This window comes from Brevibacillus sp. SIMBA_040 (assembly GCF_046535075.1).
Taxonomy (GTDB): Bacteria; Bacillota; Bacilli; order Brevibacillales; family Brevibacillaceae; genus Brevibacillus.
This window is the reverse complement of sequence record NZ_JAWRXI010000002.1, coordinates 40,280-66,707: the sequence shown is the minus strand read 5'-3', so window position 1 is coordinate 66,707 and position 26,428 is coordinate 40,280. Positions and strand designations below refer to the sequence as shown.

The following is a 26,428-nucleotide window of genomic DNA, read 5'->3' as shown; positions in this document are numbered from 1 at the left end:
TTGATTAGCCTGACTGCAATTGAAGCAGCCTTTGCCAAGAACGGATATGTGACAGACAGCTCTACGGCAACTGCTCTCAAGCTGATGATTTCCTTGCAAAAGCCACTCTTGATCGAGGGTCCGGCAGGTGTAGGCAAAACGGAGATTGCCAAAGCGCTTGCACAGGTCTTGCAAACACGACTTATACGCTTACAGTGCTATGAAGGACTGGATGTCCATTCCGCTTTGTATGAATGGAATTATCAAAAGCAATTGCTTCACCTCAAGCTAAGTGAAAACGACGGGCGGAGTCTTCGGCAAAAAGAAGCGGATCTATTTGATCAAGCATTTTTGCTGCGCAGGCCATTATTGGATGCATTGACAGACCAAGTGTCCTCGCCCGTCCTGCTCATTGATGAGATCGATCGGTCAGACGAAGCATTTGAAGCTTACCTGCTGGAGACGCTTGCGGAATTCCAGGTAACGATACCAGAGCTGGGGACGGTTGTGGCACAGCATCGCCCATACATCGTTTTGACCTCCAATCGAACGCGAGAATTGAGCGATGCTCTACGCCGTAGGTGCTTGTACCAGTGGATTTCTTACCCGGATATCGAAAAAGAGATGCAGATCTTGCAAGCGAAGATACCCGACATGAATGCGGCTTTGGCTGAGCAAATCTCACAGATGATCGAGCAAATACGCCGCTTGCCGCTGGTCAAAACACCGGGAATTGCGGAGAGCCTGGATTGGGCAATCGCTTTAATGACTTTACATCAAGGTGTTTTGGATAAAGAAACGATGCGAGAAACGCTAGGCTGCATTTTGAAAGACAGAGATGATTGGGAGCTCGTTGTTCACGAGTTGAATCATGGCGAATTCCTAAGAAATACGCTGTCTGCAGGAAATGTGGAGGGATGAGACTTTGCAGAGCAAGCTTCCACCAACGAGCAGCCTGGCACGCCACGTTTCAAGGTTTTGCCAAAAACTTCGTCAGCTGGGGTTTCTGATCGGACCGGAGCAAACGATAGACTCTCTTCGTGCTATTGAGATCATAGGTGTGGCAAACGTAGCGGGTGTGAAAGAAGTACTTCGCCTCGTGCTTTGCTCAAGCCCTGATGAGCAGAAGCTTTTTGATGAGTTGTTCGAGAGGCATTTTCGTAGCAACCACTGGAGCCCTCACGAACCTATTAATATAGAGCCGTCTTCTGAGGATAATCTCCTGGCTATGGGCAGGAAGCAGAAGCCAGGCGATTCAGCATCTCCAGCAGAGAAAAGAAAGAGCCCAACTGTGAATTCGCCTTTTAGTCAGGAGTTATACGGCATCGATACGGGCATTCCAAGAGAAACGAATTTACTGGAAGAAAAGGATGCAGGAAGCTCGTTTCTGACTTCCATATTGCACAGAGACGCAGCTACCCATGCCCGCATTCCGGTTGATGATTTAGTAATGGCGATGGAAGCTGCAAAATTGCTTCTGAATCGAGCGAAGCGGGAAACAAGCCGCAGGCTGGGGATGGGCATGAGGGGAAGACAGCTCGATTTTCGCAGAACGCTGCGAATAAATAGGCAGGGAGGCAGTGAGATCTTTAAGCTGGCTTGGAAGTGTCCGAAGCCAAAACCGATACGATTTGTGCTCTTTTGCGACGGAAGCCGCTCGATGAGTGGTTTTGCAGAACGATTTTTGCAATTTGCCTACGCGCTGACCTGCTGCTCTTCGTCTGTAGACGTCTTCCTCTTTTCCACGCATGTGAGAAGAGTGACTGCAAAGCTGTATCGGACAAAACGGCATGAGCTTCAGGCATTGTCCGTTCAAGGGGCCGAATGGGGAGGCGGTACCCGTATCGGGGAATCACTGGCAACCTTTATACAGCTAGAGGGACGCCGCATGCTCGGAAAAAACACGGTGGTCATGATTGGCAGTGATGGGCTGGAAACAGGATCTGTCGAAGTGTTGCAGCAATCGATGAAAATCATTCATTCTCGCAGTGCGAGCGTCATTTGGCTGAATCCGCTACTCGCGATGCCGGGCTATGAACCGACAGCCCGGGGGATGCAAGCTGCACTCCCGTATATTGACACGTTTTCGCATGCCGATGACGCTCGTGCATACAAAAAAATGGCTGCTGCCTTTAGATGTCGGAGGTGAACATATGCGGGAGAATGAGGCAGTCCTGCACACACTGAATGAAGCGATACAGGCAGGGAAAAAAGGAGCTTTGGCTACCGTCGTAAAGGTAAAAGGATCAGCATATCGTCGCGAAGGCGCAAAAATGTTTATTGATGACACAGGTCACTACATTGGATTATTATCCGGAGGCTGTCTGGAAGCTGATGTCGCTGAGGTCGCACAACGTGTCATTCGGGACAACAAAGCAATCCTGAAGCGCTACGAGCTGGATGAGGATCTGGTTTGGGGTCTTGGCTTGGGGTGCCCAGGAACCGTAGACATTTTTATCGAGCCGATAGCTGGACATGAAAAGCTGCACCCTGCATTTTCTGTCTGGTCTGAAGCGATTCAAAAAGGGGAAGCTGCAGCTTTATGTACGGTAATCGGAATAAACGATACTGCTTGCGAATCAGCGAGTAAACGGCTGGTTGTCACGGAGAAAGGGAATGTGACAGGGAATCTGGGCGGTACAGGGATAAACCGCTACGTGGAAAAATGGGCGAAGGAGCTTCTCCATAAACAAAATCCCCGATCGTCCAGCCAATCTGTCGTTCTCGATGACGGGACCTCACTGAGCCTGTTTCTTGATGTCGTCGTTCCGCTTCCTACTGTCCTTATTTTCGGTGCAGGAAACGATGCCATGCCGGTTGCCAGACTCAGTGCATCGCTCGGATTGCATACAACTGTCGTAGATACTCGACCAGGCTACAATACGGTGGAGCGATTCCCCCTCGCAACTCGCTTACTCATCGATTCAGAAAAGTATGCGGAGCAGCTTGCCATCGGGAAGCGGTCTTATGTGGTGATCATGAATCATCACATGGAGAGAGATCAGGAAGCACTAAAGTTCGCTTTGCCATCTGAGGCAGCGTATGTTGGGCTCTTAGGACCGAGATCTCGTCGCGAGCGAATCATGGAGGCGCTGGAAAAAGCGGGTTCGATCTTTACAGCGTGTCAGCTGGCACGACTTTGTAATCCGATCGGGCTGGATATTGGTGCAGACAATGCAGAGGAGATCGCCGTGAGCATTCTGGCTGAAATCATCGCGAAACGGACAGGACATGAGGGAGGATTGCTCCGCGACAAAGCACAAATCCATCAAAATACTGTCATTGCTGGATAGCGCGAAGAGAAAGTGAGGGGGCTTTTTATGCATAAGGGGTGTGCGGTCATATTGGCTGCGGGTACTGCGTCCAGAATGGGCACGGCGAAACAGCTCCTTACACTGCACGGCTGCTCGATGCTGGAGCAGGTGATCAGACTGGCGCTTGCCATCGACTTTTCGCGGGTCATTGCAGTCATCGGTCATGAAGAAAATCGTATCCAGCAGAGCATACATGTTGCCGATCCGCGTTTTCGATGGGTGGTTAATCCTCATTACCAATCAGGGCAAAGCACCTCGTTTCGGTTGGGCATCGAGCAAGCGTTGCCGAACCATCGATCTGTCACGGTATTTCTCGGGGATCAGCCGTTTATCAAACGCGAAACTGTGCATCGACTTTGGGAGCGGGGGCAAGAGAGCTTGCGCGAGCTTCAAATGCCTTTTGCCATTCAGCCCATGTACCTGGAGAAGCCCGGTCACCCCGTTTTTTTTGGCAACATGTATCAAGGCCAATTTGATTGCGTAGAGGGGGATCAGGGGGCAAGATCGGTGCTGGCTGCGATGGAGCAGCGCCTCTTTTTACCTGTTGATGATCCGGGCATTCATGTGGACATCGATACGCCAGAAGATTTTGAACAAGCATTGCACATATCATGAGCCTTTGATGAGTATGCATTCTTTGGAGACACAAAGCTATGGAGGTGACGGATCATGAGTACGATGAAAACCTTATACGAATACGGCGGCGACGAATTTATTTTTGTTCAGCTTTCTGAAGAGATGAGCCTGGAATCCAATTTTACCGGCATGGCGATTACGCGAAAAGTGAAGGAGAGACAGATTGACGGAATATTGGATATTTGTCCGTCCAATGCTTCTTACATGATCCGCTTTAATCCTGATATAGTCGATCCAGCCGCTTTGATGGACGAATTAAAGGAAATTGAAAGGACGACGGACCCGTTTGACGTGACGATTTCCTCGCGGCTGGTCGATGTTCCTGTTCTGTTTGAAGATCCGTGGACACATGAGGCCTTAATGCGTTTTCGCGACAGACATCAAGATCCTGAAGCAACTGACCTACAATATTCTGCACGTATTAACGGATATGACAATACAGAGGATTTCATCGCAGCGATCACCAGCGCACCGTTTCTCGTATCCATGATCGGATTTGTTCCGGGTCTGCCCTGGTGCTTTCAAATGGTTCAGCGTGAAAAGCAGATCGAGGTCCCAAAATACGTTCGCCCGAGGACCTTCACGCCAGAGCGGGCTTTTGGTTTCGGCGGTGCCTTTTCCGTTATTTATCCGGTACAAGGTGCGGGCGGATACCAGCTCTACGGGATTGCCCCAGCGCCTATTTATCAAAAAGAGCAGACATTACCTGATTTTAAAGATTCGATGGTGTTTCCGCAGCAGGGCGATATATTCCGCTACCGCAGCATTAACCGTGATGAGTATGACGACATTCGTAAGCAGGTCGAGAATGGTACGTTTACGTATCAAAAGAAAGACTTCACCTTTACCCCAAAAGAAGTCCTTGCCGATCTGGAGTCATTTTCGGAGAACGTCATGAGGAGGTTATACCATGATTAAAGTCATCAAAGCAGGTCTGCAAACAACTGTGCAGGACAGGGGCAGAATCGGCTTTTACGAAATCGGTATGCCTCCCTCAGGAGCGATGGATCAGTATTCATACACAGTAGCCAATCTGTTGGTGGGCAATGCACCGCATGCTGCTGCGCTGGAGATCACGTATCTCGGACCCGAGCTGGAATTCGGTTCGGATACACGGATCAGTCTGACAGGTGGCTACCTTCCCCCAAAAATCAACGGGCAAGCCGTACCGATGTGGGAAACGCTGGAGGTTAAAGCTGGGGATGTGCTGTCCTTTGATTTCGTCAAGTCAGGGGCGAGGGTTTACTTGGCTGTAGAAGGCGGCATTGACGTACCTGTCATCATGAATTCTCGCTCGACCTATACACTGATTGGTATCGGCGGCTTCCAGGGAAGACCGTTGGCAGCGGGGGACGTCGTGCATATAGCAGACATGAAGGAAAAGGATGTGCCAGTCGGCAGCAAAATTTCGGATGCGGACATTCCCGTTTTCAGCAAATCTCATGAAATCAGGGTGATTGTCGGTCTTTGCAGCTATCGCTTGACAGATGAGAGCAAAGAAACGTTCCTACTTACCGAATGGACGGTAACACCTGAAGCCAATCGCATCGGTTATCGGCATCGCGGCGAGCGACTGCAATTCGTCGAACGTGAGCAGCCATTTGGAGCAGGCAGCAATCCGTCCAACGTAACCGATCTCGGGTACCCCATCGGTTCGATTCAGGTACCAGATGGCGTCGAGCCAATTGTTCTGCTACATGACGCAGTCACAGGCGGGGGATATGCGACGATTGCTACTGTCATCAGCACGGATTTGAATCGGATGGGTCAAATGAAAACAAATGATAAAGTCCGTTTTGTGGCGGTTTCTTTGGAGGAAGCGCTGCAAGCGAGACGAGAAACGCAGGCAAAGCTTTCGCGAATTGCTGCCTCATTATGAGAAAACAGGAGGAACCGATATGAGTGAGAAAAAAGTAATTCTTTCGCCGCTTCCCGGCATTTTCTACCGCAAGCCAAGCCCGGATCAGCAGGACTACGTACAGGAAGGTGACAGGGTCAAGTCTGGAGATATCGTCGGCTTGATTGAAGTCATGAAAAACTTTTACGAGGTAAAGGTCGAGGAAGATGGCGTGATTGACCGTTTTTCGGTTGAGAACGAAACCATAGTCGATGTCGACCAGGAGCTTGTCGTCCTGAAATAGACGACCACATACTGTCCTTGAAAACAGCTTGGATAAATGGAGGACTTCATGAGTCATTTCAAAAAAGTGCTGATTGCCAACAGAGGTGAAATTGCCCGCCGTATTATTCGGACGTGCAAGCGTTTGTCTATTTCTACTGTCGCTGTTTATTCGGAGGCTGATGCAGCTAGCCTGTTTGTGAAGGAAGCCGATGAGGCAGTTCTTATTGGTCCTGCGCCTGTGAAAAAAAGCTATCTCGATCTGGAGGCAATCATTCAAGCTGCCAAACAAACGGGGGCAGATGCGATTCATCCGGGATACGGCTTTTTGGCTGAGAATGGTACCTTTGCGGAACGCTGCGCAGAAGAGGGTATTACATTCATCGGTCCCACGTCGTCTGTCATCCGGCTGATGGGTGATAAAATTGCTGCGCGCCAACAGATGAAAGCAGCAGGCATCCAGATCGTTCCAGGTGTAGATGGGGCACTTCGTTCCATCGACGAGGCCAAGCAGGTGGCAAATGAAATCGGGTATCCGGTCATGCTCAAAGCAAGTGCTGGTGGCGGTGGCATCGGGATGCAGATCGTACACAGCGACCATGACCTGGAAAAAGCGTTTGACAGCACAGCGCAGCGAGCCGGATCTTACTTTGGCGATGATACCCTCTTTTTGGAAAAGTATATTTCATCTCCACGTCATATTGAGGTACAAATTGCGGGAGATGTTCATGGAAACGTCGTGCACCTATGGGAGCGGGAGTGCTCGATCCAGCGGCGTAACCAAAAAATCATCGAGGAAGCACCATCACCGTTTTTTGATCCCGTTGCACGAGAAGCATTGTGTGTCGCAGCGGTAAAAGGGGCAGAAAGTATCGGATATACGAATGTCGGCACCATGGAATTTATTGTAGATGAACAAGGCCAGTATTACTTTTTGGAAATGAACACCCGAATTCAGGTCGAACATCCTGTCACAGAAGAAATCAGTGGCATCGATTTGGTAGAGTGGCAGCTAAACATTGCAGCAAATCTCCCTATTGATCGAGGGGCTATTCCGTCCAATCCGTCAGGCCATGCCATCGAGTGTCGGGTATATGCAGAGGATGCTCGGACGTTTATGCCTTCACCAGGCAAGATCGACATTTTGCTAGTACCCGAAGAAGCTCGTCTGGAATTTGCCGTGACAGAAGGAGATCAGGTGACTCCGTTTTACGACCCAATGATTGGCAAGATTATTACGCATGGAAGAAGCAGAGCGGAAGCGATTGAAAAAATGAAGCAAGCATTGCAGCAATGTATCGTTGGCGGGATAAAAAACAATCTGCCCTTATTAGCATCCATCATGGATGATCCAGCTTTTCAGGCGGGCACCTACAATACAAAATTTGTAGAGACGCTTTTAAAAGGATAACACCAGGGGGGATAACATGAAGGTCGATTTGAATTGTGACATGGGGGAGAGCTTTGGCTTGTACCAAATGGGCAATGATGAGGAAATGATCAAATATATTTCCTCTGCGAACATTGCGTGTGGCTATCATGCGGGGGACCCCCATGTGATGCACAAAACCGTTCAAATGGCAAAGGAGTACGATGTCGCGATCGGCGCTCACCCGGGCTTTCCCGATTCGATCGGCTTCGGAAGGCGATATATGTCCTGTACGCCAGATGAAATTCGAGATTATATCATGTACCAGGTAGGAGCTTTGCGAGAGTTCGCTTCCTACTATCACATGGAGCTTCAACATTGCAAACCGCATGGTGCCTTGTACATGATGGCTATGGATGATGAAAAGCTAGCCCGAGCCATATTGGAAGCGTTGGGCCGGGTATCAAATAGAATGATCGTGTTCGCCTTGCAGAATTCTGCAATGGAAGAAGTGGGTAAGCAAATGGGTATCCCGATTGCGCGAGAGGTATACGCGGACAGGGAGCATACAAAGAATGGCTCGATTGTCCTTACGAGGACTGGACCTACGATTGAAAATTATGAGATGATGGCTGCACGTGTAGTGAGGATGGTGAAAGAAGGGATCGTAGTGACCCCCGATGGAGAAGAAGCAAGTGTTCATGCCGAGACCGTTTGTATTCACGGCGACACGCCGGGAGCCCCTATCCTTATCAAGCATATTTACGAAGCTCTGCGCGCCGCAGAAATAACGGTAGCACCGATTCAAGCAAGCTGATCGCATTTTTGCGGTCAGCTTCTTTTTCGCAATAACACTCCCAAACATATGAAAAGATTGGTATGCTAGAGAGGGATGAGTTTTCTAAAAATTCTTGCTTTCGGAGGGGATAGCTTGCTGGTATGGAACGACATCTTGCAACCGGTTTCAATCCATTTACCGATCGACAGTACATTGCAGGAAGCTCTCGATTTCATGCAGGAAAGCAAATTGATGAGACTGCTGATAGGAAATGAGCAGCAAGGAATTGTGGGTTACATCGATCGCAGCTCTCTATTAAAGCAAATACAGGCGTCAGGCAATCTCCAAGAGCAGGTCGAATTCCAAAAAGATATCGTGAAGGTTCCGGTCGATAGCCCGATCACTTTCTATCACAACATTTCCGTAGTACTAGGTGTTGACCAGTCTGGAAATATCGCGGGCTACACCAGTGCGCGGGATGCGCGGGATCGGCTGGGACAGTACAAGCTAGAACAGTTGAACCATATTTTTAACAGCTCAGGAATCGGAATCATTACGACGGACTCACATTTTGAAGTTTCCTTTATGAATGAAACGGCTGAGCAAATCCTCGGTTTGCCCAAAAGCGTGCTCCTGTACCGAAATTACAAGACACTACTCACCATCGACAAAGACCTGGATGAGGTTCTGTCTGGAAAGCAATTATTGAGTGTGGAAAGCTCGATTAATTTTAAACGGACGAGTGGCAATTTCTCTCCTTTATACGAGCATGGCAAAATTATTGGAATTGTACATATTTTTTCTCGTCGCGAGCGATTGGGAGAAGCCGTGAACGAGCTGGAATTCGTGCGAAATATAACGGATGATTTGCAGGCAATCTATTCTTCGGAGAACGAGCAGATCGTGGTTGTGAATCACGCTGGAAAAATCGTCAGGATCGCAGGCACTTTCCTGCAGGAATTTTGGCAGGTGGAGCATCCGGAGCAGCTGATCGAAAGCGATGTGTATCAGCTGGAAAAGGCAGGCATTTTTTATCCGAACATCGCTGATTTATGTATGACGCAAAAGAAAAAGCTGTCCCTGATACAAGAGTCAAAGAGTGGCAGAATGGTATGGTCCGTCGCAACACCAGTCTTTCATGGAGACAAGCTGGAAAAGGTCGTCATCCTGTCGCGTGATATTACAGGTATTCATATGCTGCGTTCGGATTTGGAAGTGACGCCTGCATCAGATGCCTCTGAGCTGACGACGAAGCAAGTAAATCACAAGAAGCTCGTCTATCGGTCGCAAATCATGGAGAGCTTGGTGGATGAGCTGAAGCATATCGCCAAAGTAGATTCGACGGTTTTACTGGTGGGGGAATCAGGAGTAGGAAAAGAAGTTTTTGCGCAGGCCATCCACGAATTCAGCCAGAGAAAAAACGAGCCTTTCATCCGCGTAAACTGTGGAGCGCTCCCGGAAAGCCTGATAGAAAGCGAGCTGTTCGGCTACGAAAAAGGGGCTTTTACGGGGGCGGACCAAAAAGGCAAGCCGGGCATGTTTGAAATGGCGCACAAAGGAAGCATTTTTCTTGATGAGGTCACGGAGCTGCCTTATAACATGCAGGTGAAACTGCTTCGCGTCCTGCAAGAAAAAGAGATTATGAGAGTGGGCGGGACACGTACGTTTCCGGTTGATGTCAGAATCATCGTGGCGACGAACCAAAATATGAAAGAGCTTGTAAAAAATCAGAAATTTCGGGAAGATCTTTATTACCGACTGTACGTAGTTCCGATTGAAATCCCACCTCTGCGCAAGCGTATCGCAGACATCATACCGCTCGCCATTCATTTTTTAAAGGAGTTCAACAGGATGTACGGCTTGGAAAAGAGCATCAATCGGGACGCATTACATATGCTGGAGGGATATTCGTGGCCAGGCAATGTACGCGAGCTGCAAAATGTCATTGAGCGGCTCGTAGTAAAGACACGAGCAGATAGCATCGGTACAAAGGATGTCATTCCGAATTTGTTCAAGGAAGAGCCGATCGTTCGGGAAAATAAAGCAGTCGTGCTCGATATCATGCCGTTGAAAGAAGCTGTGGAGGAAGTGGAAAACCAATTAATCTCCCTGGCGCTAAAAAAATACGGCACAGCTGCTAGAGTCGCCAAAATTTTAGGAGTCAGTCCCGCAACGGTAAGCAGACGCATGCAACGACGACTTCAATAGAGAGGAGCAAACCGCATGTTTACCTTGCCAGAAACCCGCTTCGACTTTGGCGGCGACGAATATATTTACGCGGAAATCTCCCGGGATATGAGCGAGGAAAGTAATTTCAAAGCGCTGGCGGTTACAAATGAACTACGTAAACGGAACATTCCAGGCGTGCATGACATTTGTCCATCGAATTCTTCGTACATTATTCGCTTTGATCCGGAAGTCATTTCTCCTGTTGATTTACTTGAGTACTTGAAAGAAATTGACATCACGAAAAGCAATCCCTCTGAGCTGAACATGCAGGTGCGAATCGTAGAAATTCCGATCTGGTACGATGATCCGCTTACACAGGAGTATAGCAGGCGATTTTCCGAGCGCAATATTTCGCATAACGCCATGAGTGATTTTGAGCTGGTCAGGATGCTGAATGGCTTTTCGACCAAAGAGGAATTCATCGAGGCGCATTCGTCCAGTCCTTATTTGATCACCATGATGGGGTTTATTCCAGGTACAGCGTGGGAGTATCCATTAGGTCTTGAGAAATATCAAATCATCCAAACACCTAAATACAGTAGTCCGCGAACGGATACACCAAGTCGGGCAGTTGGGCTTGGTGGTGCTTTTACCGTGATCTATCCACTGCATGCTCCTGGCAGCTATCAATTAATTGGGATGTGTGCTGTGCCCATTTTTGACCAGTCGCAAAGACTATATGATCTGCGAGATACTTTCTTTTTGGCAAGACCTGGAGACATATGGAAGCACCGTCCAGTCGACGAGTCGGAATACAACGAGATCGTACGTCAGGTAAAGGAAGGAGAGTATCGTTACCGCATCAAAAATGTCGATTTCTCCACGGAAGTATACTTTGCAAACAAGAAAGAGTACTTGACGTGCTTGATGGAGGGATTTTAATGCTGTACATCCTGGACGGTGGACTACAAACATTGGTCCAAGACATGGGTCGCAGGGACTACTATCATTTGGGGGTTCCTCCTTCGGGTGCTGCTGACCGGTACTCCTACGTTCTGGGAAATATTTTACTAGGAAATCCCGCCGATTACGCGGCTCTGGAAATTACACTGCTCGGTCCTAAAATCGAGGTTCGGAAAAAAACAGTGATTGCGATAACTGGTGCGCCGCTGGACGTGAGTGTGAATGGTATGGCTGTGCCTATGTGGGAGACCATTTGTGTACAGGAAGGCGATATTTTAACGCTTCGTTCTGTACAAAAAGGAGTAAAATCGTACCTTTGTGTCTCTGGCGGCATACAGGTGCCACATGTACTCGGCTCTCGTTCTACCTACACGCTGAGCCAGCTGGGAGGCTTTCAAGGCCGGAAGCTTTTGGCGGGAGATGAGATTATGATCGGAGAACCGCTGCCAGGTGTTTTTCATCATGTAGGCATGCGAATACCAGAGGAGTATTTGCCCAAGTTCTCTTCGTCTGTTGATATTCGCATGGTCATGGGCATTTCCAGCTATCGTTTAAGCGATGAAGGTGTCAGGGCCTTTTTAAATTCTGAGTGGCAGGTGGGACTGGAATCCAACAATATCGCGTACCGTTATTCGGGTGCATCCGCGTCGTTCAAGCCGATCGATCCGCCATTCGGTGCCGGCAATAATCAGTCCAATACGGTTGACATTGTTTATCCGATTGGGGCAATTATGGTCCCGAATGAAAAAGAGCTGATTCTACTCTTACGTGATGCAACGACGGGCGGGGGATTTGTCACACTCGGAACGACGATCAGTGCAGACTTGGACCTCGTCTCGCAATCAAGGCCACTGACGAAAACACGTTTTATTGCTGTTACGATGGAACAAGCTATCGAGGCACGGAGGAGCAAGAAAAAGAAAGTTTTAACACTGCAGAGCCTGTTGAAGTAAACACAGCATCGCATCAGTCGAGCGAATCAATGTATATAAAAGGGGCGTCGAATATTCTAAGGGGGGATTAAATGAGAATGAGGATAGGTGTACTTTCAGCTCTCTTTCTTGCATGCACTTTATTTATTGGTACGGTCAATGCGAACTGGGCGTATATGTTTGTTGTCAATGATGGAAGCATCTATGTGATCTCAGAAGAGCATGTAGATCCAAAACAAATTGGTTCAAGAATCGGTAAGGTTACTACCTATTCGGATCAGGAAGGGACTTACTCAGGGAATTTTTCAAACCGATACCCAAAAGGAACTGAATATTACGAAATTATTGGGCTTGATATAAAGGATGCCATCGCTGTGAAAGAAAATGAGGGGCGGTATATCAAGGCAGCTTATGAGGGTGTATATGCGGGTGATAGGTATGGCTGGTCAGACCTTTCGCTGTACGTTTTCGTTGCGCTGTTCGTATTAGTTGCTTTTTACTTCGTGAAAAAGAGAATGATTCGGTAGCTTTTACATGACGATCTTTTTAACGATTGAAAGATTTGGTGAGCTTAACCATATTGGTGGTTGGGGGCAGGGCGGCTTTTCCGATGGATCGAGCGTGAGAACCTCTCAAATGAAATGGGCATAAGCTGACCATATATGTTTGAGAGGATGTCTTTCACATGTTTCCTTATCGCCAAGAATTTTACCCATTTACCAATCCCGTGTATAGATATTTGCCAATTAGGCATTATTCCTCCCCTTATTCAGAAGGATGGTTGCCCTGGACCAAGAGTGCTCTCAGTTCAGATGAAAGATACCAATCACTCGCGCAAGAGCAGCTTACCTTCGTGCTTGTGCATGGATCTTGGGCGGACGCGCACTTCTGGGACGGTGTAGCAGCGGTACTGCGTAGTCAAGGTCATGTCGTCTATACACCGGAATACGCAGGTCACGGCAACGATCCAAATAAAGATGTTACGCATGCAATGATTACGAGGTCGGTCGTTAATTTTATAACGAAACAGAACCTGCGTGACTTTGTTCTCGTCGGGCACAGCTTCGGCGGGTCAGTCATCCAAAAGGTTGCAGAACAAGTGCCAGATCGCATCAGGCGCCTAGTCTTCTGGGACGCTTTTGTACTCAAAGACGGCGAATCGGTTGCTGACGAGTTTCCACCCGAAATGAGGCAAGGCTTTGAACAGCTCAGAGCCAGCTCGACAGACGATACGATCATGCTTCCGTTTCCCTTGTTTCGAGATGCATTCGTCAACACCGCCACTTTTGAGGAAGCCAATCACATGTATGCAAGCGTCGCACCGGAACCGGCTAAGCCCCTTTTCGAGAAGCTGGATCTTAAAACGTTCTACGCCCTGTCTACGCCCAAAAGCTATATCTATTTCTACCAAGACAACACGTTGCCACAAGGAGAAGGCTATGGCTGGCATCCGCATATGTCCAGTCGGCTGGGTCAGTTCCGGTTGATCGTCGGCGATGGGGACCACTTTACTGACACGCTTACGAGACCAGCGATGTTGGCGCAGAAGTTTTACGAGGCGGCGCGGGACTGACGAGAGGGATAGTGCACATAATAAATATTATGTAAACTTAATGAAACGTGCGGAACATCAATGCAAACCCTTAATATGTCAAAGGATGTGCCAGTAAATGGGTAAAAAGGGGAGTAGCTTCCTTCGTAGGGTTCACCCGTGAGCAGTTTCTTTATTTGATCAACGAAAGCATGGTCCAATATTCCAGATTTCTCATCGAAAAAGCCTTGCCGCTATTAAGAGCGCAAGGCTTCTTCATTACCTATGACGGTAGAAACAGCATCGAGCTTCGGCAATTGATCGATAAATGCCTGAAGCGCACTCGTCACATAAGTATCTTTTCGTGTGATGAACTCCGTTTTAATAAGCCGCATTGATTCAGGAATTTGATGCGTGGCGATCATGCCTTCCTCTTCATGCTTGTTAATTACCTTTCTAGGCAACAAGGAAATTCCAAGACCAGCGACTACTCCTCCAATAATGGCCTCCAAAGTCCCCAGCTCCATAATAACCGGCTGATCGAGTCCCATCATTTTCATCCACTGCTCCAATACAGCACGATAAGAGCAGCCCTGAGTAAAAACGAGAATCGGCTTTTGGGAAGCCTCCTCGATGTCAATTACGGATGCAGCGGAAGCGATGACCAGCTCTTCTTCAAAGGCTGGAACAGACGAGAGCTCGGGATGATTGCATTCACAGCCGATGAAGGCACCGTCGAGTTCATAGTGAAGCACCTGATCCATTAAAAACTGGGTATGTCCCGTTGCCAAAGAAAGACGGACATTGGGGTACTGCGCATAATAGGAGGCAAGCAGCTTAGGGAGCCGTACCGCAGCCGCCGTCTGTGTCGAGCCAATCGCGAGCGGCCCGCTTGGTTCACTGGATGAAGAGAGGGCACGAGTAGCTTCGTCTAGCAAACCGACGATTTTGTTTGCGTAGTCGAGAAGCATTTTCCCACTGGAGGACAGCGTCATTCCCCGATTATGGCGATGAAAAAGCACCGTACCGAGCTCAGCCTCCAGTTGTTGTATTTTTGCTGTAACATTAGATTGAACATAACCTAAACGAGCGGCTGCTTTTGTAATCGAGCCCTCTCTTGCCACCATTTGAAATACCCGCAAATCGGAACTCTCCACAAAGAATCCCCCCTGATTCGTTTACTCCATCGAAATTTTGAACCAAAGATAATCATCTGCTATCAGAAAAACAGATAGCAAGTATCTTTACTAATCATTATGCATGATAACAATCCTCCTTTACAATAAAAAACATCTCAAGCAAAGTGGAGGAGAGCAGCAATGAATAAATGGAGTTACTACGGTTTAATCCTTCTCACGACCTTTATGATGGGGATTGCGTTTCCAATTGGGAAAATGGGGCTGGACTATGCGCCACCATTCTTACTTGTCGCTATCCGTTACTTATTAGCAGGCGGAATTCTTGCAGTGATCGTGTACAAGAGACCAAAGCCTCGAGGCAGCAAACAGTGGCTCCAGGTTGGTACCATTGGGCTCTTTCAATCAGCAGGGGTTATGGGCTGTGGCTTTTATAGCCTGCATTGGATCACGTCGAGCGAGTCCGCCATTATTACCTTTGTCAATCCATTGATTGTGATCATACTGGGGACTTTCGTGCTTGGCAAGATATACCGCGCGTATCAATGGGTAGGAGTGGCCATTGGCTTTATCGGTGTCGTTTTTACCTTTGGCTTCCATCTGAATTTGCAACCTGGCACCTGGCTTGCTTTTGCTGCAGCTGTTAGCTTTGCGGTAGCGACCCTGCTCATTAAAAAGTGGGGAGGAGCTTTTGATACGATGGTGCTCACTGCTTATCAAATGCTTGCTGGCGGGCTGATCATTTTGCTCCTGAGCATGTTCACGGAGGAGCCTGTTTTCATCATCAATCAAGCATCACTCTTTATTCTGCTCATGCTCGTAGTTGTTTGTTCTATCTTACAGTTTTCACTCTGGTTCTATTTATTGAAAAAAGGGGACGCGACAAAAACGAGTGCCTTTTTGTTCCTCGTACCATTTTTTGGAGTTCTCAGCAGCTGGTGGCTACTGGGAGAGCAGGTGCAATGGTACGTAATCGCAGGCGGAGTACTCATTTGTGTCGGCATTTTTCTGGTCAATTGGGAGCAAAAAAGCGTGGCTCCGCAAGCGACGAGCAGGCTGCTCACAAGATAAAAGACCAGCTGCATGGTGCATGGACATGGGCTGTAAAACAGCAGGAGGGGAGGTGGAAACGATTGAAAATAATCTAGTTGACAACAAAAGGGAGGTCTTTTATATTTGTTGTACATACAATGATTCGGAGTTGAGGATTTATGGCTGACGAAAGCTTCTTGCATAACTGCCTGTTTTTTACGACAAACAGGTTAAGCCGGGCGATCACGAAGATGGCAGAAGAAGAATTTGCGATGACAGGGCTAACCCCGATGTACGGGTTTCTTATTCGTCTTGTAATCGGAAATCCGGGCATCCCTCACAAGGAGCTAGCAGAAAAATTATATATTTCACCTTCGACATTGACGCGATTTGTTGATAAATTGCAGAGCAAGCAGCTGGTAGAAAGACAGGTACAAGGAAAGCATGTATTTCTTTATCCGACAGAAAAAGGGCTGGAGCTTGAGGAGACGATCCGTGCTGCGTCGAGGAATTTGTGCAGACGCTATCAAAGCATTCTTGGGGCGGAGCCTACGGATTTATTAGCAGCACAAATGGAATTAATGAGTGAGAAACTAGAGAACGAGTAATTTTTTTATTTATATAGTTGTATGTACACACAACAAAGGAGATGGAGGAGTCGTTTCATGCAGTTGCGGGAAAAAGCCCCAGGTATTTACTATGGTTGGATCGTTGTCTTTCTCACTTTCCTCACCTTGCTTGTATCCGCTGGTGTCAGGTCGATGCCTAGTATCCTCATGCTGCCTTTTTCAAATGAATTTGGCTGGAGTCGAGGAAGCATTTCTGGTGTCATTTCTGTCGGAATATTCTTATATGGCTTGACAGGACCTTTTGCGGCAGCTTTATTGCAAAAATTCGGGATACGCAGGGTGGTTGTGATTTCCCTTGCCGTATTGGCTGTCAGCTTGGCGATTACGCCACTCATGACTTCTCTCTGGCAATTTGAAATCCTTTGGGGCTTGGTCTCAGGGCTGGCTACTGGCATGATGGCCAATGTGCTGGGCGTCACGGTAAGCAATCAATGGTTTGTCCATCGCCGAGGTTTGGTGATTGGCTTGCTTACAGCCAGTGCCGCTACGGGACAGCTGCTGTTTTTGCCATTGCTTGCAAAAATTACGGTGGATTTCGGTTGGCGCTATGCGATTTTTACCTCTGTTGCAGCACTGGTGATCGTGATGATCGTTGTTGCGATCTGGTTTCGTAACCATCCGCACGATGTTGGACTCGCTCCATACGGTACTGATAAAGTTGCTCCGCCGGTGCCGTTTACAGGGAATATTTTTCTAGCACCGATCAAAGCTTTGCTGTCCGCATTGAAAAACAAAACGTTCTGGCTGCTTGCAGGCACTTTCTTCTTCTGTGGTTTTTCGACGAATGGGCTTATTGGAACGCACTTGATCCCAGCATGTGGAGATTTTGGAATTCCTGAGGTGACTGCTGCAGGGTTGTTAGCCTTGATGGGATTGTTCGATTTGGTCGGTACTACTTTATCTGGCTGGCTCTCAGATCGTTACGATAATCGTAAGCTGCTCTTTATTTACTATGGACTGCGCGGCCTGTCCCTGATGTTTTTACCATATGCTCTCGATGCAGGTCCTACGATGCTGCTCATCTTCTCGATCTTCTATGGTCTCGATTGGATTGCAACCGTCCCACCTACTGTGAAATTGGCTGCACAAGAATTCGGGAAAGAGAACTCGGGCATGATTTTCGGTTGGATCGTGGTCGCTCACCAAGTAGGAGCTTCGGTAGCGGCGTACGGCGCAGGGGTTATGCGTGATTGGCTGGGAAGCTACTCGACCCCGTTTATTATTGCCGGACTGGTATGCTTGCTCGCTGCGCTCATGGCGATGCGCATTGCCAAGGAGAATACGACTTTGACTGTGGCATGAATAAGCAAATAACGATAAGTTGTCAGCAGAAAAAAACAGCTCCCTTGAGAACAGGGGGAGTGGCTGTTTTTTTCACGAGGCGTTCCCTGTGAAAAAATGAAGATCGTTTGAAAGACCAGGAATTCATCCTAAAACGCTATCCTTTCGTTAGTCTATCTACCGTGAGAATAGCTTTTTTGTTTTGAGGAGCATGTCGAAGCGATGTGGCTCATGCTGCAGCAGGAAAAACGGAATGATCATGTGATCGGACCGGGGAAAATGGCAACGGTTGAGCAAATGCCTGCGTGCGTGGGAAAAGCGGAACGACAAACCTATTGCAAGAATCGAATAACCTTTCACTATTAACAGGTCAGCCTATTAGTGAGCCGCAAGAGAAGTGAGTCGCCTGATTTCCTATGATAACAGTCGTAAAATTCAAGTTTATCTAAATATTAACTCTATTGGCATGCTACTTGCTTGTGTGTAAAAGTTAAAATATTCAAAATATTTTCAATCGAAAGGAGGCAGAGAGCTCACATCTCGGCCACATACTCGAAATAGTTAGGGGAAATAACCGTTATTGGACAGTATAACCATTCCTTCACAAAGAAAAAGGGGGTCAATCATTCATGAAGTTGCGAAAAGGATGGAAGCTGCTTATCTCAGCAGCTCTGGCAGCGGTTCTTGCTGTGACAGGCTGTAGCCAAACGGTAGCTCCGACACAGCCAGGCACAGAGACTACTAAGGGACAGGTGCCGCAAGATGACGGTGGACAAGCTGACATGACCGCGATGCTAAGACTCAATTTGAAGACGGAACCACCTTCTCTCGATCCGCCAAAAGGATTTGACACCACATCCAATGAAGTGTTGAATGCCACCATGGAAGGTTTGGCACGTCTGGACAAGGATCACAAGCCACAACCTGCGATGGCAGAAAAATGGACCGTGAGCGAGGATGGAAAAACCTACACGTTCACTCTGCGTGACAGCAAATGGTCCAATGGAAATCCGGTTACTGCACAGGATTTTGAATTCGCTTTGAAGCGCATCCTCGATCCGAACAATGCATTCCCATCCGCTTTCCTCGCATACTACATTGCGGGTGCAGAAGAGTACAACACTGGCAAAGGGAACGCAGACGCAGTTTTGGTGAAAGCACTAGATGACAAGACACTGGAAGTGAAACTCAACGCACCGGCAGGCTTCTTCACGCACATCCTCACCCAGCCGACTTTCTTCCCAGTAAATAAGAAGGTCGTCGAGAGTAATCCGAAATGGGCTGAAAATGCTTCGAGTCTTGTAACCAACGGACCATTCAAAATGGAAGATTGGGTGCATGACCAGTCTATCAAAATCGTCAAGAATGATGACTATTGGGACAAGGATTCCGTGAAGTTAGCGGGAATTAACTGGGTCATGGTCAATGATGAAAATACCCAGTACCAAATGTATAAAACAGGTCAGCTAGATAAGGTGTCAAGCGTCCCGAATGACATGAAAAAGCAGTTGATTGACTCTGGCGAAGCCAAAGTCGAATCAGACGCATCGATCTATTACTATCGTATGAACACAAAGATGCCTCCATTTAACAACGTGAACATCCGCAAGGCTTTTGCGCTCGCCATCGATCGCCAATCGTTGATCGACAACGTCGTACAAGGCAAACAAACTCCGGCTTTGGCCCACGTACCATACGGTTTCCCTGAGCCTGTAGGCGGTGATTTCCGCGAAGAGGGCGGGGAGTACCTAAAGGACAACGACATCGAACAAGCAAAAGCACTGTTGAAAAAAGGCATGGAAGAGGAGGGATGGACTACTCTGCCACCGGTAACCATGACCTACAATACGAGTGATGGACATAAGTCGATCGCACAGGTACTACAAGAAATGTACAAGAAAAACCTCGGTGTAGATGTAAAACTGGAAAACAAAGAATGGAAAGTGTTCCTGTCTGACCAGCGCGCTCGTAATTTGCAGTTCTCCCGATCGACGATTCCCGCAGACTATGGCGACCCGATCAACTACCTGGAGCTATATGTAACCGATCACCCAGGAAACCGGATCAACTACAGCAATAAAGAGTACGACACACTGATAGAAAAAATCCGCAACACAGGAGATGAGACGGCGCGTTTCAAATTGATGCATGACGCGGAGAAAATATTTATGGATGACATGCCGCTCGTGCCGATCTACTTCGCTACAAAAATATTCATGGATCAACCAAATGTAAAAGGCATCGTTCGTCACCCTGTTGGAACGACAGACTACAAGTGGGCAGAGGTCAGAAAAAAATAGGAAGATATATGAAGACAAGAGCTGTGTTAATAGGAAGCTCTTGTCTTCACTTTACATCCTGGAGCGAGCGAGAAAGAAAAAACAGCAGCCTTTTTGCGAAATAGGTCTTACAGCGTAATATCCAAGTCCTTCAGCTTGCGATAAAAGGTGGTTCTGCCCATCCCCATCTTGGAGGCAAGCAGTGATTTGTCTCCGCGAAATGATTCCAAATATTTTTTGATAATGGCTTTTTCAGCTTCCAGCATACTCTCCCGATAGCTTTCCTTGATTCCCATCTCAATCTTATCCTCCATGTGCATCCATTCCTTGGAGCGATCCTCCATGCACTCCAAAACAATTTGTTTGATTAACTCGGTACTTAGCAGCTGTTGTTCGTCAGCAGGGTCGATCAAGATAGCAAAGCGTTCCAAGATGTTGTACAGCTCGCGAATATTGCCAGGATAATGGTATTTTTTTAATTCGCTGTACAGGGTCAAGGCATAAGGCTCGATCTGGCGAAACAAATCCTTACTTTGATTTTTAAGAAAAAGCTTGGTGAGAAGCGGTATATCCTCCAAGCGATTGCGCAGGGGAGGGACGTTCACCTTTAGTACATTCAGGCGATAATACAGGTCTGCACGAAAGGTGTTGTTTTTCACCAGATGAATCAAATCCTCGTTCGCCGCTGCCAGAACACGAATGTTAATCGGGATCACCTTGTTGCCACCGAGACGCACGACCTCCTTTTCTTGCAAAACCCGAAGCAAGCGCACTTGAAAATGAAGCGAAATCGAATTGATTTCATCCAGAAAGACAGTGCCATTGTGGGCAACCTCAAACAACCCTTTTTTCCCATGCTTGGAGGCGCCCGTAAATGCTCCATCCTCGTACCCGAATAGCTGACTTTCCAGCAGTGTCTCAGGGAGAGCGGCACAATTGATCGCGACAAATGGATGTGATTTTCGCTTGCTGTGATTGTGAATGCTTTGGGCTATTAATTCTTTGCCTGTTCCGGTTTCCCCGATAATCAGTACCGTCGAGTCAGTCAGAGCAAATTTTTTAGCACGTTCAATCGTCCGTTTCATATCTGCATTCTCACAAATGATGTCCTCAAACGTGGTTTTCGCGATTTGTCCTTTGGCTTCATTTTCCAATCGGTATTTTTGCTCGATTTTTTGGATGTCGGTAATGTCTTGAAAGGTAAATACGTTGCCGATCTTTCGCCCCTTTTGATACAGGATCGTTTTGTTCGTATTTAGTCGCGAATGCTCGAACGAGATGATTTTATCTTGAAAGTCGTCCTGATCTGCAAGCTGGCGAGAGGCCACGTCGGATACCGCTTGAGACAATTCCTTTCCAAACAGGCTTTCCGCGGGCAGCTCCAGGAGCTTGCGTGCCGCATCATTGACGATGGTGATTTTGTCTTGTCCATTTGTGGCGATGATCCCGTCCCGGACAGAATGAATAATGGCTTTAAACTCTTGATTCTTTTTTTCTTCTTCTCTTTTATAATGGATGATTTCAATCGCACGCTCGATCGATTCGAGAATACTTTTTTCGGAATAAATGAGAGTTCCGTGCAGTCCGTTTTGTTTGGCAAAGGTAACGGCAAATCCGGTTCCGATTACTGCGCCTTTCGTTTTGGAATACTCCTCAATTTTCACCTGCAGCTCTTCCGGGGTGCGATAGGTGATGTACTCCAGCTTAATATTCAGCAAATCTTGCAGTGCAGAGTAGTCGTAGCGAAGATCTGCCAGGTCAAATATCGCGATGGCGATACGGTTGGAGTAGGGCATTGACATTTTCACAGCTGAGAGAATGTCGGATGGGGTCAAATGCAAATGAATCACAGGAATATCGGTCTTTTTTTCCAGCAGGCCTTTGGTGAAGCGTCCTGTAATGATGATATCCGTCTCCGTTTTCTCGACGCGAGGCAATAGGGTATGGAGCAAATTGTCAGCATCCTCGGGATGTGATTCAAAAACTTGAATGTTCACGTTCATTTTGCTCGTTAGCTTGGTTGTGATTCGTGTCGCTAACTGAATGAAATCTCCTTGCCCCAGTATCGAAATATTCGTCATCAAGACTGCACTCTCCTGACTAGGGAATTTGACATACACAAGTAAACCACTCTACTTACTATACATTCTCGATAAGCTGTGTAGTTCCTCTTTTGGTACGTTTGTTCCGTTTTCGGGATAGCTTGTCCAAACATAACGAGTAGAAACACTGTAAAATGAACATTCTGATAATTGGTATGGTTCGTGCAAAGTTATCCAGTTCAAATGAGAAAGGGGAGTGCTAATCTTGTTTACGATTAAAGCAAGGGTTGCGGGAGTTACCCAAGAGCTGCTCGATTTATATGAAACAGTGAGTCCATCCACGATTGGTCATCTTACGGATTTTGGTTTTCTGACAGGATTGCAGCCTTTGTTTCGACCCATTCACTTTGTTGGCAATGCCGTGACGGTACGCATTCCGCACATTGATGCTACAGCGATTCGCCACGCGCTTGAATTGGTAGAGCCAGGTGACGTGATTGTGGTTGATATGTCCGGTGACGAGCAGCGTGCTTGCTGGGGAGAATTCATGACGTATGCTGCTATGACAAAAAAGGTAGCCGGGGCGATCGTTTCCGGATGCGTGACAGATGTTCGACCGATTATGGAGCTGGGCTTTCCAGTCTTCTCCCGGGGAATTAGTCCGCTGACTACAAGAGCGCTCAACCTGGAGGGAGAAGTCAATACGACGGTCAGTATTAGCGGTGTCGGCATTAATCCGGGAGATTTGGTAGTTGCTGATGATGACGGTGTATTTGTGGTTAATGCAGCCAAAGCTAAAGATTTCGCGATAAAAGCACTGGAAAAACAGCAAAAGGAAAAGCAAATGCGAGAAGAACGTGGCTACGATCAATTGTTCTTGTCTCGAGCCAGGCAATCGTAAAAAGCAGGCATGTAGAAAAAGGGGGTTTTGTTCTGTGCGCAGGAATCGACTAGCACTATTATTGCTTTCATTGTCATTGTTACTTGCTGCTTGCGGCTCAAATGAGTCAGCCTCTTCAGGTGAAATAGAAGCAAAAGACTTGGTGGTAGCTCTAACGGGAGATCCCGTGAGCTTGGACCCGCAAAACGCTACGGATACGATCTCAAGCTTGATCAATTACCAGGTCCTGGATACGCTCGTTGCTTTTAATGAAAAGATGGAAATCGTACCACGTCTGGCAGAAAGCTGGACCGTTTCGGATGACGGGAAAACATGGACCTTCAAGCTCAGGCAAGGCGTTACGTTCCACGACGGCACTCCGTTTAATGCAGATGCGGTAAAAATCAGCTTTGAACGGGTCGCAAACAAAGAAAAGAAGCTGAGCCGCCGCGCTCTTGTTGGGCAATTTATTGATCATATTACCACAAATAACGATACAGAGGTGGTATTCCATCTCAATACACCACAAGGACCTTTCTTAAACAACTTGGCTGTCACGGCGAGCGGAATTCTTAGCCCCAAATCGATTCAGGAAAACGAGCAAGGGATCGCCAAAAATCCGGTAGGGACCGGTCCTTTTATCTTCAAGCAATGGACGCCAGGAGATTCGTTGGTATTGGAAGCGAATCCACAATACTGGGATGGCAAGCCAGGTGTGAAGTCAGTCACCTTTAAACCAGTCCCGGAAAACGCTGCGCGCGTCATCATGCTGGAAACAGGCGAGGCAGATGTAATCGAGAAAGTACCAGCTTCGGAGATTGATCAGCTGAAGAGCAAGGATGACCTGCAAGTAATCTCCAGAGCGACGAACAGGGTCTTGTACGTCGGAATCAATACGACAAAAGCACCGCTCGACCAAATCAAGGTTCGCCAAGCGCTAAACTACGCGATTGATCGCGAAACGCTCGTGAACAAGCTGTATGAAGGACGAGTGAAAATGGCGACAGCTGCTGTAGCCGCCCAAACCTTTGGCTATAGTGATGTAGGCGCGTATCCGTATGACCTCGAAAAAGCCAAGCAGCTGCTAAAAGAAGCAGGGGTAAAAGAGGGTACCAAGCTGAGGCTGATCCTCGCTGCCAACGTGATTCAAGACAGACCGGCTGCCGAGTTTGTCCAAAATAATTTACAAAAGGCTGGACTGGATGTTGAGTTGAAAATTCTTGAACTGGGCGCTTATTTGGAAGCGTTAAAGGACCCGAACAGCTATGATCTGTTTGTTCGTGGGGCTTCTGCCAATACAGGTGACGCTGATTCCGTCCTGAGTGACGGACTGTTGTCAGCGAATGCAACCAATTACTCCCATTATACAAACCCGGAAGCAGACAAGCTGATCAAAGCAGGCGCAGCCCAGATCAAGCCGGAAGATCGTCAAAAATCGTATGCCGAGGCATTGAAGCTGATCAAGGAGGAAGCGCCGTGGATTTCCCTACACGAAGACGTAGGCTATGTCGGCGTGCGGAAAAACGTCGAGGGAGTCGAGCTTCAACCTACTTACATTTGGGATCTGCGCAAGGTAATTAAAAAATGACAGGAGTGACAGGGATGTCTTTTCAAGTGGTGATGGCACAGCTAGGCTCGACCGATGACAAGCAAGTGAACCTGCAAAAAGCAGAAAAAGCGCTTAGGGAGGCGACAACCATTCATGGGGCGGATCTGGTCGTGTTCCCAGAAGCGTATATGAGTTATTTTCTCGTGGGTACGCCGCGGGAGGTAAAGCTAAACGATGCGGAGACGATACAAGGTCCGTTTGTCAGTGGCATGTGCGAGTTGGCTCGGCAATATGGGGTATGGGTCATTTTTGGAATGCGGGAGAGAACGGAGGATACACAGGATGACAGAGTCTATAATTCGGTCGTTCTGGTTGATTCGGCAGGGACGATCGTGAGTACGTACCGGAAGACTCATTTGTATGATGCGTTTGGAGCAAAGGAATCGCAGAACATTAAACCCGGCGTTTCGTTGTTCACACCAGTTGAAACTCCTTTTGGCAAAATTGGATTGCTTGTCTGCTATGAATTGCGTTTTCCCGAAATTGCCCGCTATCAGGCTTTGCACGGAGCGGATCTCCTGGTCGTTCCATCTGGTTGGGTGAAGGGACCTGTAAAGGAAAGACATTGGGAAAATCTTGTTTCTGTTCGCGCATTGGAAAATACGGCTTATGTGGTCGCGTGCAATCAGGTCAATGATTACTACATTGGGCAAAGTCTGGTTGTGGACCCGATGGGGGTGGTTCTCGCCCAAGGCACGGAGACGGAAGGGTTGATTCCTTGTCGGATTGATCTGGAGCGTGTGAAGGAAGTGCGGGCAAAGCTCCCATCGCATCTGCACCGTATGCCAGAGATGTACGCATAACGAGAAGGAGGAATTCCTTTGCTCAGTTATATCGTAAAACGCTTGCTGCAAATGATCCCGACCCTGATTGGTGTGTCTCTGCTATGCTTTATCATCATCCATTCTGTTCCGGGCAATCCAGCACATCTCATCGCAGGGGTCGATGCGACTGCAGAAGAGATAAAGATTGTCACCGAGCGATTGGGGCTTGATCGTCCTTTGTATGAGCAGTATGGCAGCTACGTATGGGGGTTGCTCCAGGGAGACCTGGGCACCTCCCTGCGTTCTGACCGACCGGTTGCAGAAGAAATCCTGTCGCGCTTTCCGAATACGATCATGCTGACTTTGTTGTCAGTGGTCATCATGGTGATCATCGGACTTTTTGCCGGTGTCATTTCTGCGACGAAACCAAATAGTGTCCAGGACAACACTGCGATGATGGTTTCTTTATTTGGCATCTCGATGCCTGTTTTTTGGTCGGGAATCATGCTGATCCTCGTGTTTTCCTACTATTTGCAATGGCTTCCCTCAGGGGGCAGCACGCAGTTCAAGCATTACATTTTACCGGCTCTGGCACTGGGACTATCATCCTCGGCGGTGCTCGCACGTTTGACGCGCTCGAGTATTTTAGAGGTAATCAACCAGGATTTTATTCGCACTGCCCGTGCAAAAGGGGTCAGAGAAAAGCTGGTCATCTACAAGCACACGTTAAAAAATGCGTTAATCCCGATTATTACCATCATTGGATTGGAGTTCGGCCATCTGTTGGGAGGGGCGGTTTTGACCGAAACCGTTTTTTCCATGAATGGACTCGGTCGGTATATCATCCAGTCCATCCAGTTTCGGGACTATCCTGCGATTCAAGGCAGCATTCTCTTTGTCGCTGCTTTATTCGTCATCGTAAATCTCGTTGTTGATTTATGCTACGGCTCCGTCGATCCGAGGATTCGCTACGACTGATGAAAAGG

General features: G+C 47.8%; 24 protein-coding genes and 1 pseudogene. 23 read left to right on the top strand and 2 right to left on the bottom strand.

Going from position 1 to position 26,428, the window contains the following annotated elements; genetic code table 11:
* The 14 genes from SB752_RS03330 (at position 1) to SB752_RS03265 (ending at position 13,832) form a co-directional block, all read left to right on the top strand.
* Positions 1 to 900, top strand: coding sequence for an AAA family ATPase (locus SB752_RS03330; RefSeq protein WP_410714324.1), 900 nt, complete (start codon positions 1 to 3; stop codon positions 898 to 900).
* A gap of 4 nt (positions 901 to 904) precedes the next feature.
* A complete protein-coding gene (locus SB752_RS03325; protein WP_410714323.1) occupies positions 905 to 2,128 on the top strand; it encodes a vWA domain-containing protein in 1,224 nt (407 codons plus the stop codon).
* Between the two features lie 4 nt (positions 2,129 to 2,132).
* Positions 2,133 to 3,272, top strand: coding sequence for an XdhC family protein (locus tag SB752_RS03320; protein WP_410714322.1), 1,140 nt, complete (start codon positions 2,133 to 2,135; stop codon positions 3,270 to 3,272).
* A 27-nt stretch (positions 3,273 to 3,299) separates the two neighbouring features.
* The gene (locus tag SB752_RS03315) at positions 3,300 to 3,908 is read left to right on the top strand and encodes a nucleotidyltransferase family protein (protein ID WP_410714321.1); all 609 of its coding nucleotides are present in this window, start codon (positions 3,300 to 3,302) and stop codon (positions 3,906 to 3,908) included.
* A gap of 54 nt (positions 3,909 to 3,962) precedes the next feature.
* Positions 3,963 to 4,847 (top strand): 5-oxoprolinase subunit B family protein, encoded by an 885-nt coding sequence (locus SB752_RS03310; RefSeq protein WP_103106281.1) that lies wholly within the window; start codon positions 3,963 to 3,965, stop codon positions 4,845 to 4,847.
* Positions 4,840 to 5,808, top strand: coding sequence for a 5-oxoprolinase subunit C family protein (locus SB752_RS03305; RefSeq protein ID WP_410714320.1), 969 nt, complete (start codon positions 4,840 to 4,842; stop codon positions 5,806 to 5,808). The genes SB752_RS03310 and SB752_RS03305 overlap by 8 nt, the downstream gene beginning before the upstream one ends.
* A gap of 19 nt (positions 5,809 to 5,827) precedes the next feature.
* Positions 5,828 to 6,070, top strand: a complete 243-nt coding sequence (locus SB752_RS03300) for an acetyl-CoA carboxylase (RefSeq protein ID WP_410714319.1) — start codon at positions 5,828 to 5,830, stop codon at positions 6,068 to 6,070.
* 48 nt (positions 6,071 to 6,118) lie between these two features.
* Positions 6,119 to 7,459: an acetyl-CoA carboxylase biotin carboxylase subunit gene (locus SB752_RS03295; protein WP_410714318.1), complete on the top strand. Its 1,341-nt coding sequence runs from the start codon at positions 6,119 to 6,121 to the stop codon at positions 7,457 to 7,459.
* Positions 7,460 to 7,475: 16 nt separating this feature from the next.
* Positions 7,476 to 8,234, top strand: coding sequence for a LamB/YcsF family protein (locus SB752_RS03290; protein WP_410714317.1), 759 nt, complete (start codon positions 7,476 to 7,478; stop codon positions 8,232 to 8,234).
* A 114-nt stretch (positions 8,235 to 8,348) separates the two neighbouring features.
* Positions 8,349 to 10,403: a sigma 54-interacting transcriptional regulator gene (locus tag SB752_RS03285; RefSeq protein WP_410714316.1), complete on the top strand. Its 2,055-nt coding sequence runs from the start codon at positions 8,349 to 8,351 to the stop codon at positions 10,401 to 10,403.
* Between the two features lie 15 nt (positions 10,404 to 10,418).
* Positions 10,419 to 11,306 (top strand): 5-oxoprolinase subunit B family protein, encoded by an 888-nt coding sequence (locus tag SB752_RS03280; RefSeq protein ID WP_410714315.1) that lies wholly within the window; start codon positions 10,419 to 10,421, stop codon positions 11,304 to 11,306.
* Complete coding sequence (locus SB752_RS03275) at positions 11,306 to 12,280, top strand: 5-oxoprolinase subunit C family protein (RefSeq protein ID WP_410714314.1); 975 nt, start codon at positions 11,306 to 11,308, stop codon at positions 12,278 to 12,280. The genes SB752_RS03280 and SB752_RS03275 overlap by 1 nt, the downstream gene beginning before the upstream one ends.
* Before the next feature lie 71 nt (positions 12,281 to 12,351).
* Entirely contained in the window at positions 12,352 to 12,786 is a 435-nt protein-coding gene (locus tag SB752_RS03270) for a hypothetical protein (protein WP_410714313.1), read from the top strand.
* Between the two features lie 158 nt (positions 12,787 to 12,944).
* Entirely contained in the window at positions 12,945 to 13,832 is an 888-nt protein-coding gene (locus SB752_RS03265; RefSeq protein WP_410714312.1) for an alpha/beta fold hydrolase, read from the top strand.
* A gap of 215 nt (positions 13,833 to 14,047) precedes the next feature.
* On the opposite strand, the gene SB752_RS03260 is transcribed toward SB752_RS03265, so the two are convergent.
* Complete coding sequence (locus SB752_RS03260) at positions 14,048 to 14,947, bottom strand: LysR family transcriptional regulator (RefSeq protein WP_410714311.1); 900 nt, start codon at positions 14,945 to 14,947, stop codon at positions 14,048 to 14,050.
* 162 nt (positions 14,948 to 15,109) lie between these two features.
* Between SB752_RS03260 and SB752_RS03255 the strand changes: the two genes are divergently transcribed.
* The 5 genes and pseudogenes from SB752_RS03255 to SB752_RS03235 all read left to right on the top strand — a co-directional run bounded on the left by SB752_RS03255 (position 15,110) and on the right by SB752_RS03235 (position 20,168).
* Positions 15,110 to 15,997 (top strand): DMT family transporter, encoded by an 888-nt coding sequence (locus SB752_RS03255; protein WP_410714310.1) that lies wholly within the window; start codon positions 15,110 to 15,112, stop codon positions 15,995 to 15,997.
* A gap of 140 nt (positions 15,998 to 16,137) precedes the next feature.
* Positions 16,138 to 16,566, top strand: a complete 429-nt coding sequence (locus SB752_RS03250) for a MarR family winged helix-turn-helix transcriptional regulator (RefSeq protein ID WP_410714309.1) — start codon at positions 16,138 to 16,140, stop codon at positions 16,564 to 16,566.
* A 57-nt stretch (positions 16,567 to 16,623) separates the two neighbouring features.
* The gene (locus SB752_RS03245) at positions 16,624 to 17,889 is read left to right on the top strand and encodes an MFS transporter (RefSeq protein WP_410714308.1); all 1,266 of its coding nucleotides are present in this window, start codon (positions 16,624 to 16,626) and stop codon (positions 17,887 to 17,889) included.
* A gap of 195 nt (positions 17,890 to 18,084) precedes the next feature.
* Positions 18,085 to 18,234 (top strand): annotated as a pseudogene (locus SB752_RS03240) (hypothetical protein); the annotation flags it as partial.
* A 263-nt stretch (positions 18,235 to 18,497) separates the two neighbouring features.
* The gene (locus SB752_RS03235; RefSeq protein WP_410714307.1) at positions 18,498 to 20,168 is read left to right on the top strand and encodes a peptide ABC transporter substrate-binding protein; all 1,671 of its coding nucleotides are present in this window, start codon (positions 18,498 to 18,500) and stop codon (positions 20,166 to 20,168) included.
* Between the two features lie 107 nt (positions 20,169 to 20,275).
* On the opposite strand, the gene SB752_RS03230 is transcribed toward SB752_RS03235, so the two are convergent.
* Positions 20,276 to 22,228, bottom strand: a complete 1,953-nt coding sequence (locus SB752_RS03230; protein WP_410714728.1) for a sigma 54-interacting transcriptional regulator — start codon at positions 22,226 to 22,228, stop codon at positions 20,276 to 20,278.
* Positions 22,229 to 22,454: 226 nt separating this feature from the next.
* Here SB752_RS03230 and SB752_RS03225 point away from each other — a divergent pair, with 226 nt between their 5' ends.
* The 4 genes from SB752_RS03225 to nikB are packed head-to-tail and all read left to right on the top strand — an operon-like array spanning position 22,455 to position 26,420.
* Entirely contained in the window at positions 22,455 to 23,090 is a 636-nt protein-coding gene (locus tag SB752_RS03225) for an RraA family protein (protein WP_410714306.1), read from the top strand.
* A gap of 34 nt (positions 23,091 to 23,124) precedes the next feature.
* Positions 23,125 to 24,657 (top strand): glutathione ABC transporter substrate-binding protein, encoded by a 1,533-nt coding sequence (locus SB752_RS03220; protein ID WP_410714305.1) that lies wholly within the window; start codon positions 23,125 to 23,127, stop codon positions 24,655 to 24,657.
* A gap of 14 nt (positions 24,658 to 24,671) precedes the next feature.
* Complete coding sequence (locus SB752_RS03215) at positions 24,672 to 25,481, top strand: carbon-nitrogen hydrolase family protein (RefSeq protein WP_410714304.1); 810 nt, start codon at positions 24,672 to 24,674, stop codon at positions 25,479 to 25,481.
* A gap of 18 nt (positions 25,482 to 25,499) precedes the next feature.
* Positions 25,500 to 26,420, top strand: a complete 921-nt coding sequence (gene nikB / locus SB752_RS03210; RefSeq protein WP_410714303.1) for a nickel ABC transporter permease — start codon at positions 25,500 to 25,502, stop codon at positions 26,418 to 26,420.
* Positions 26,421 to 26,428 lie beyond the last annotated feature (8 nt).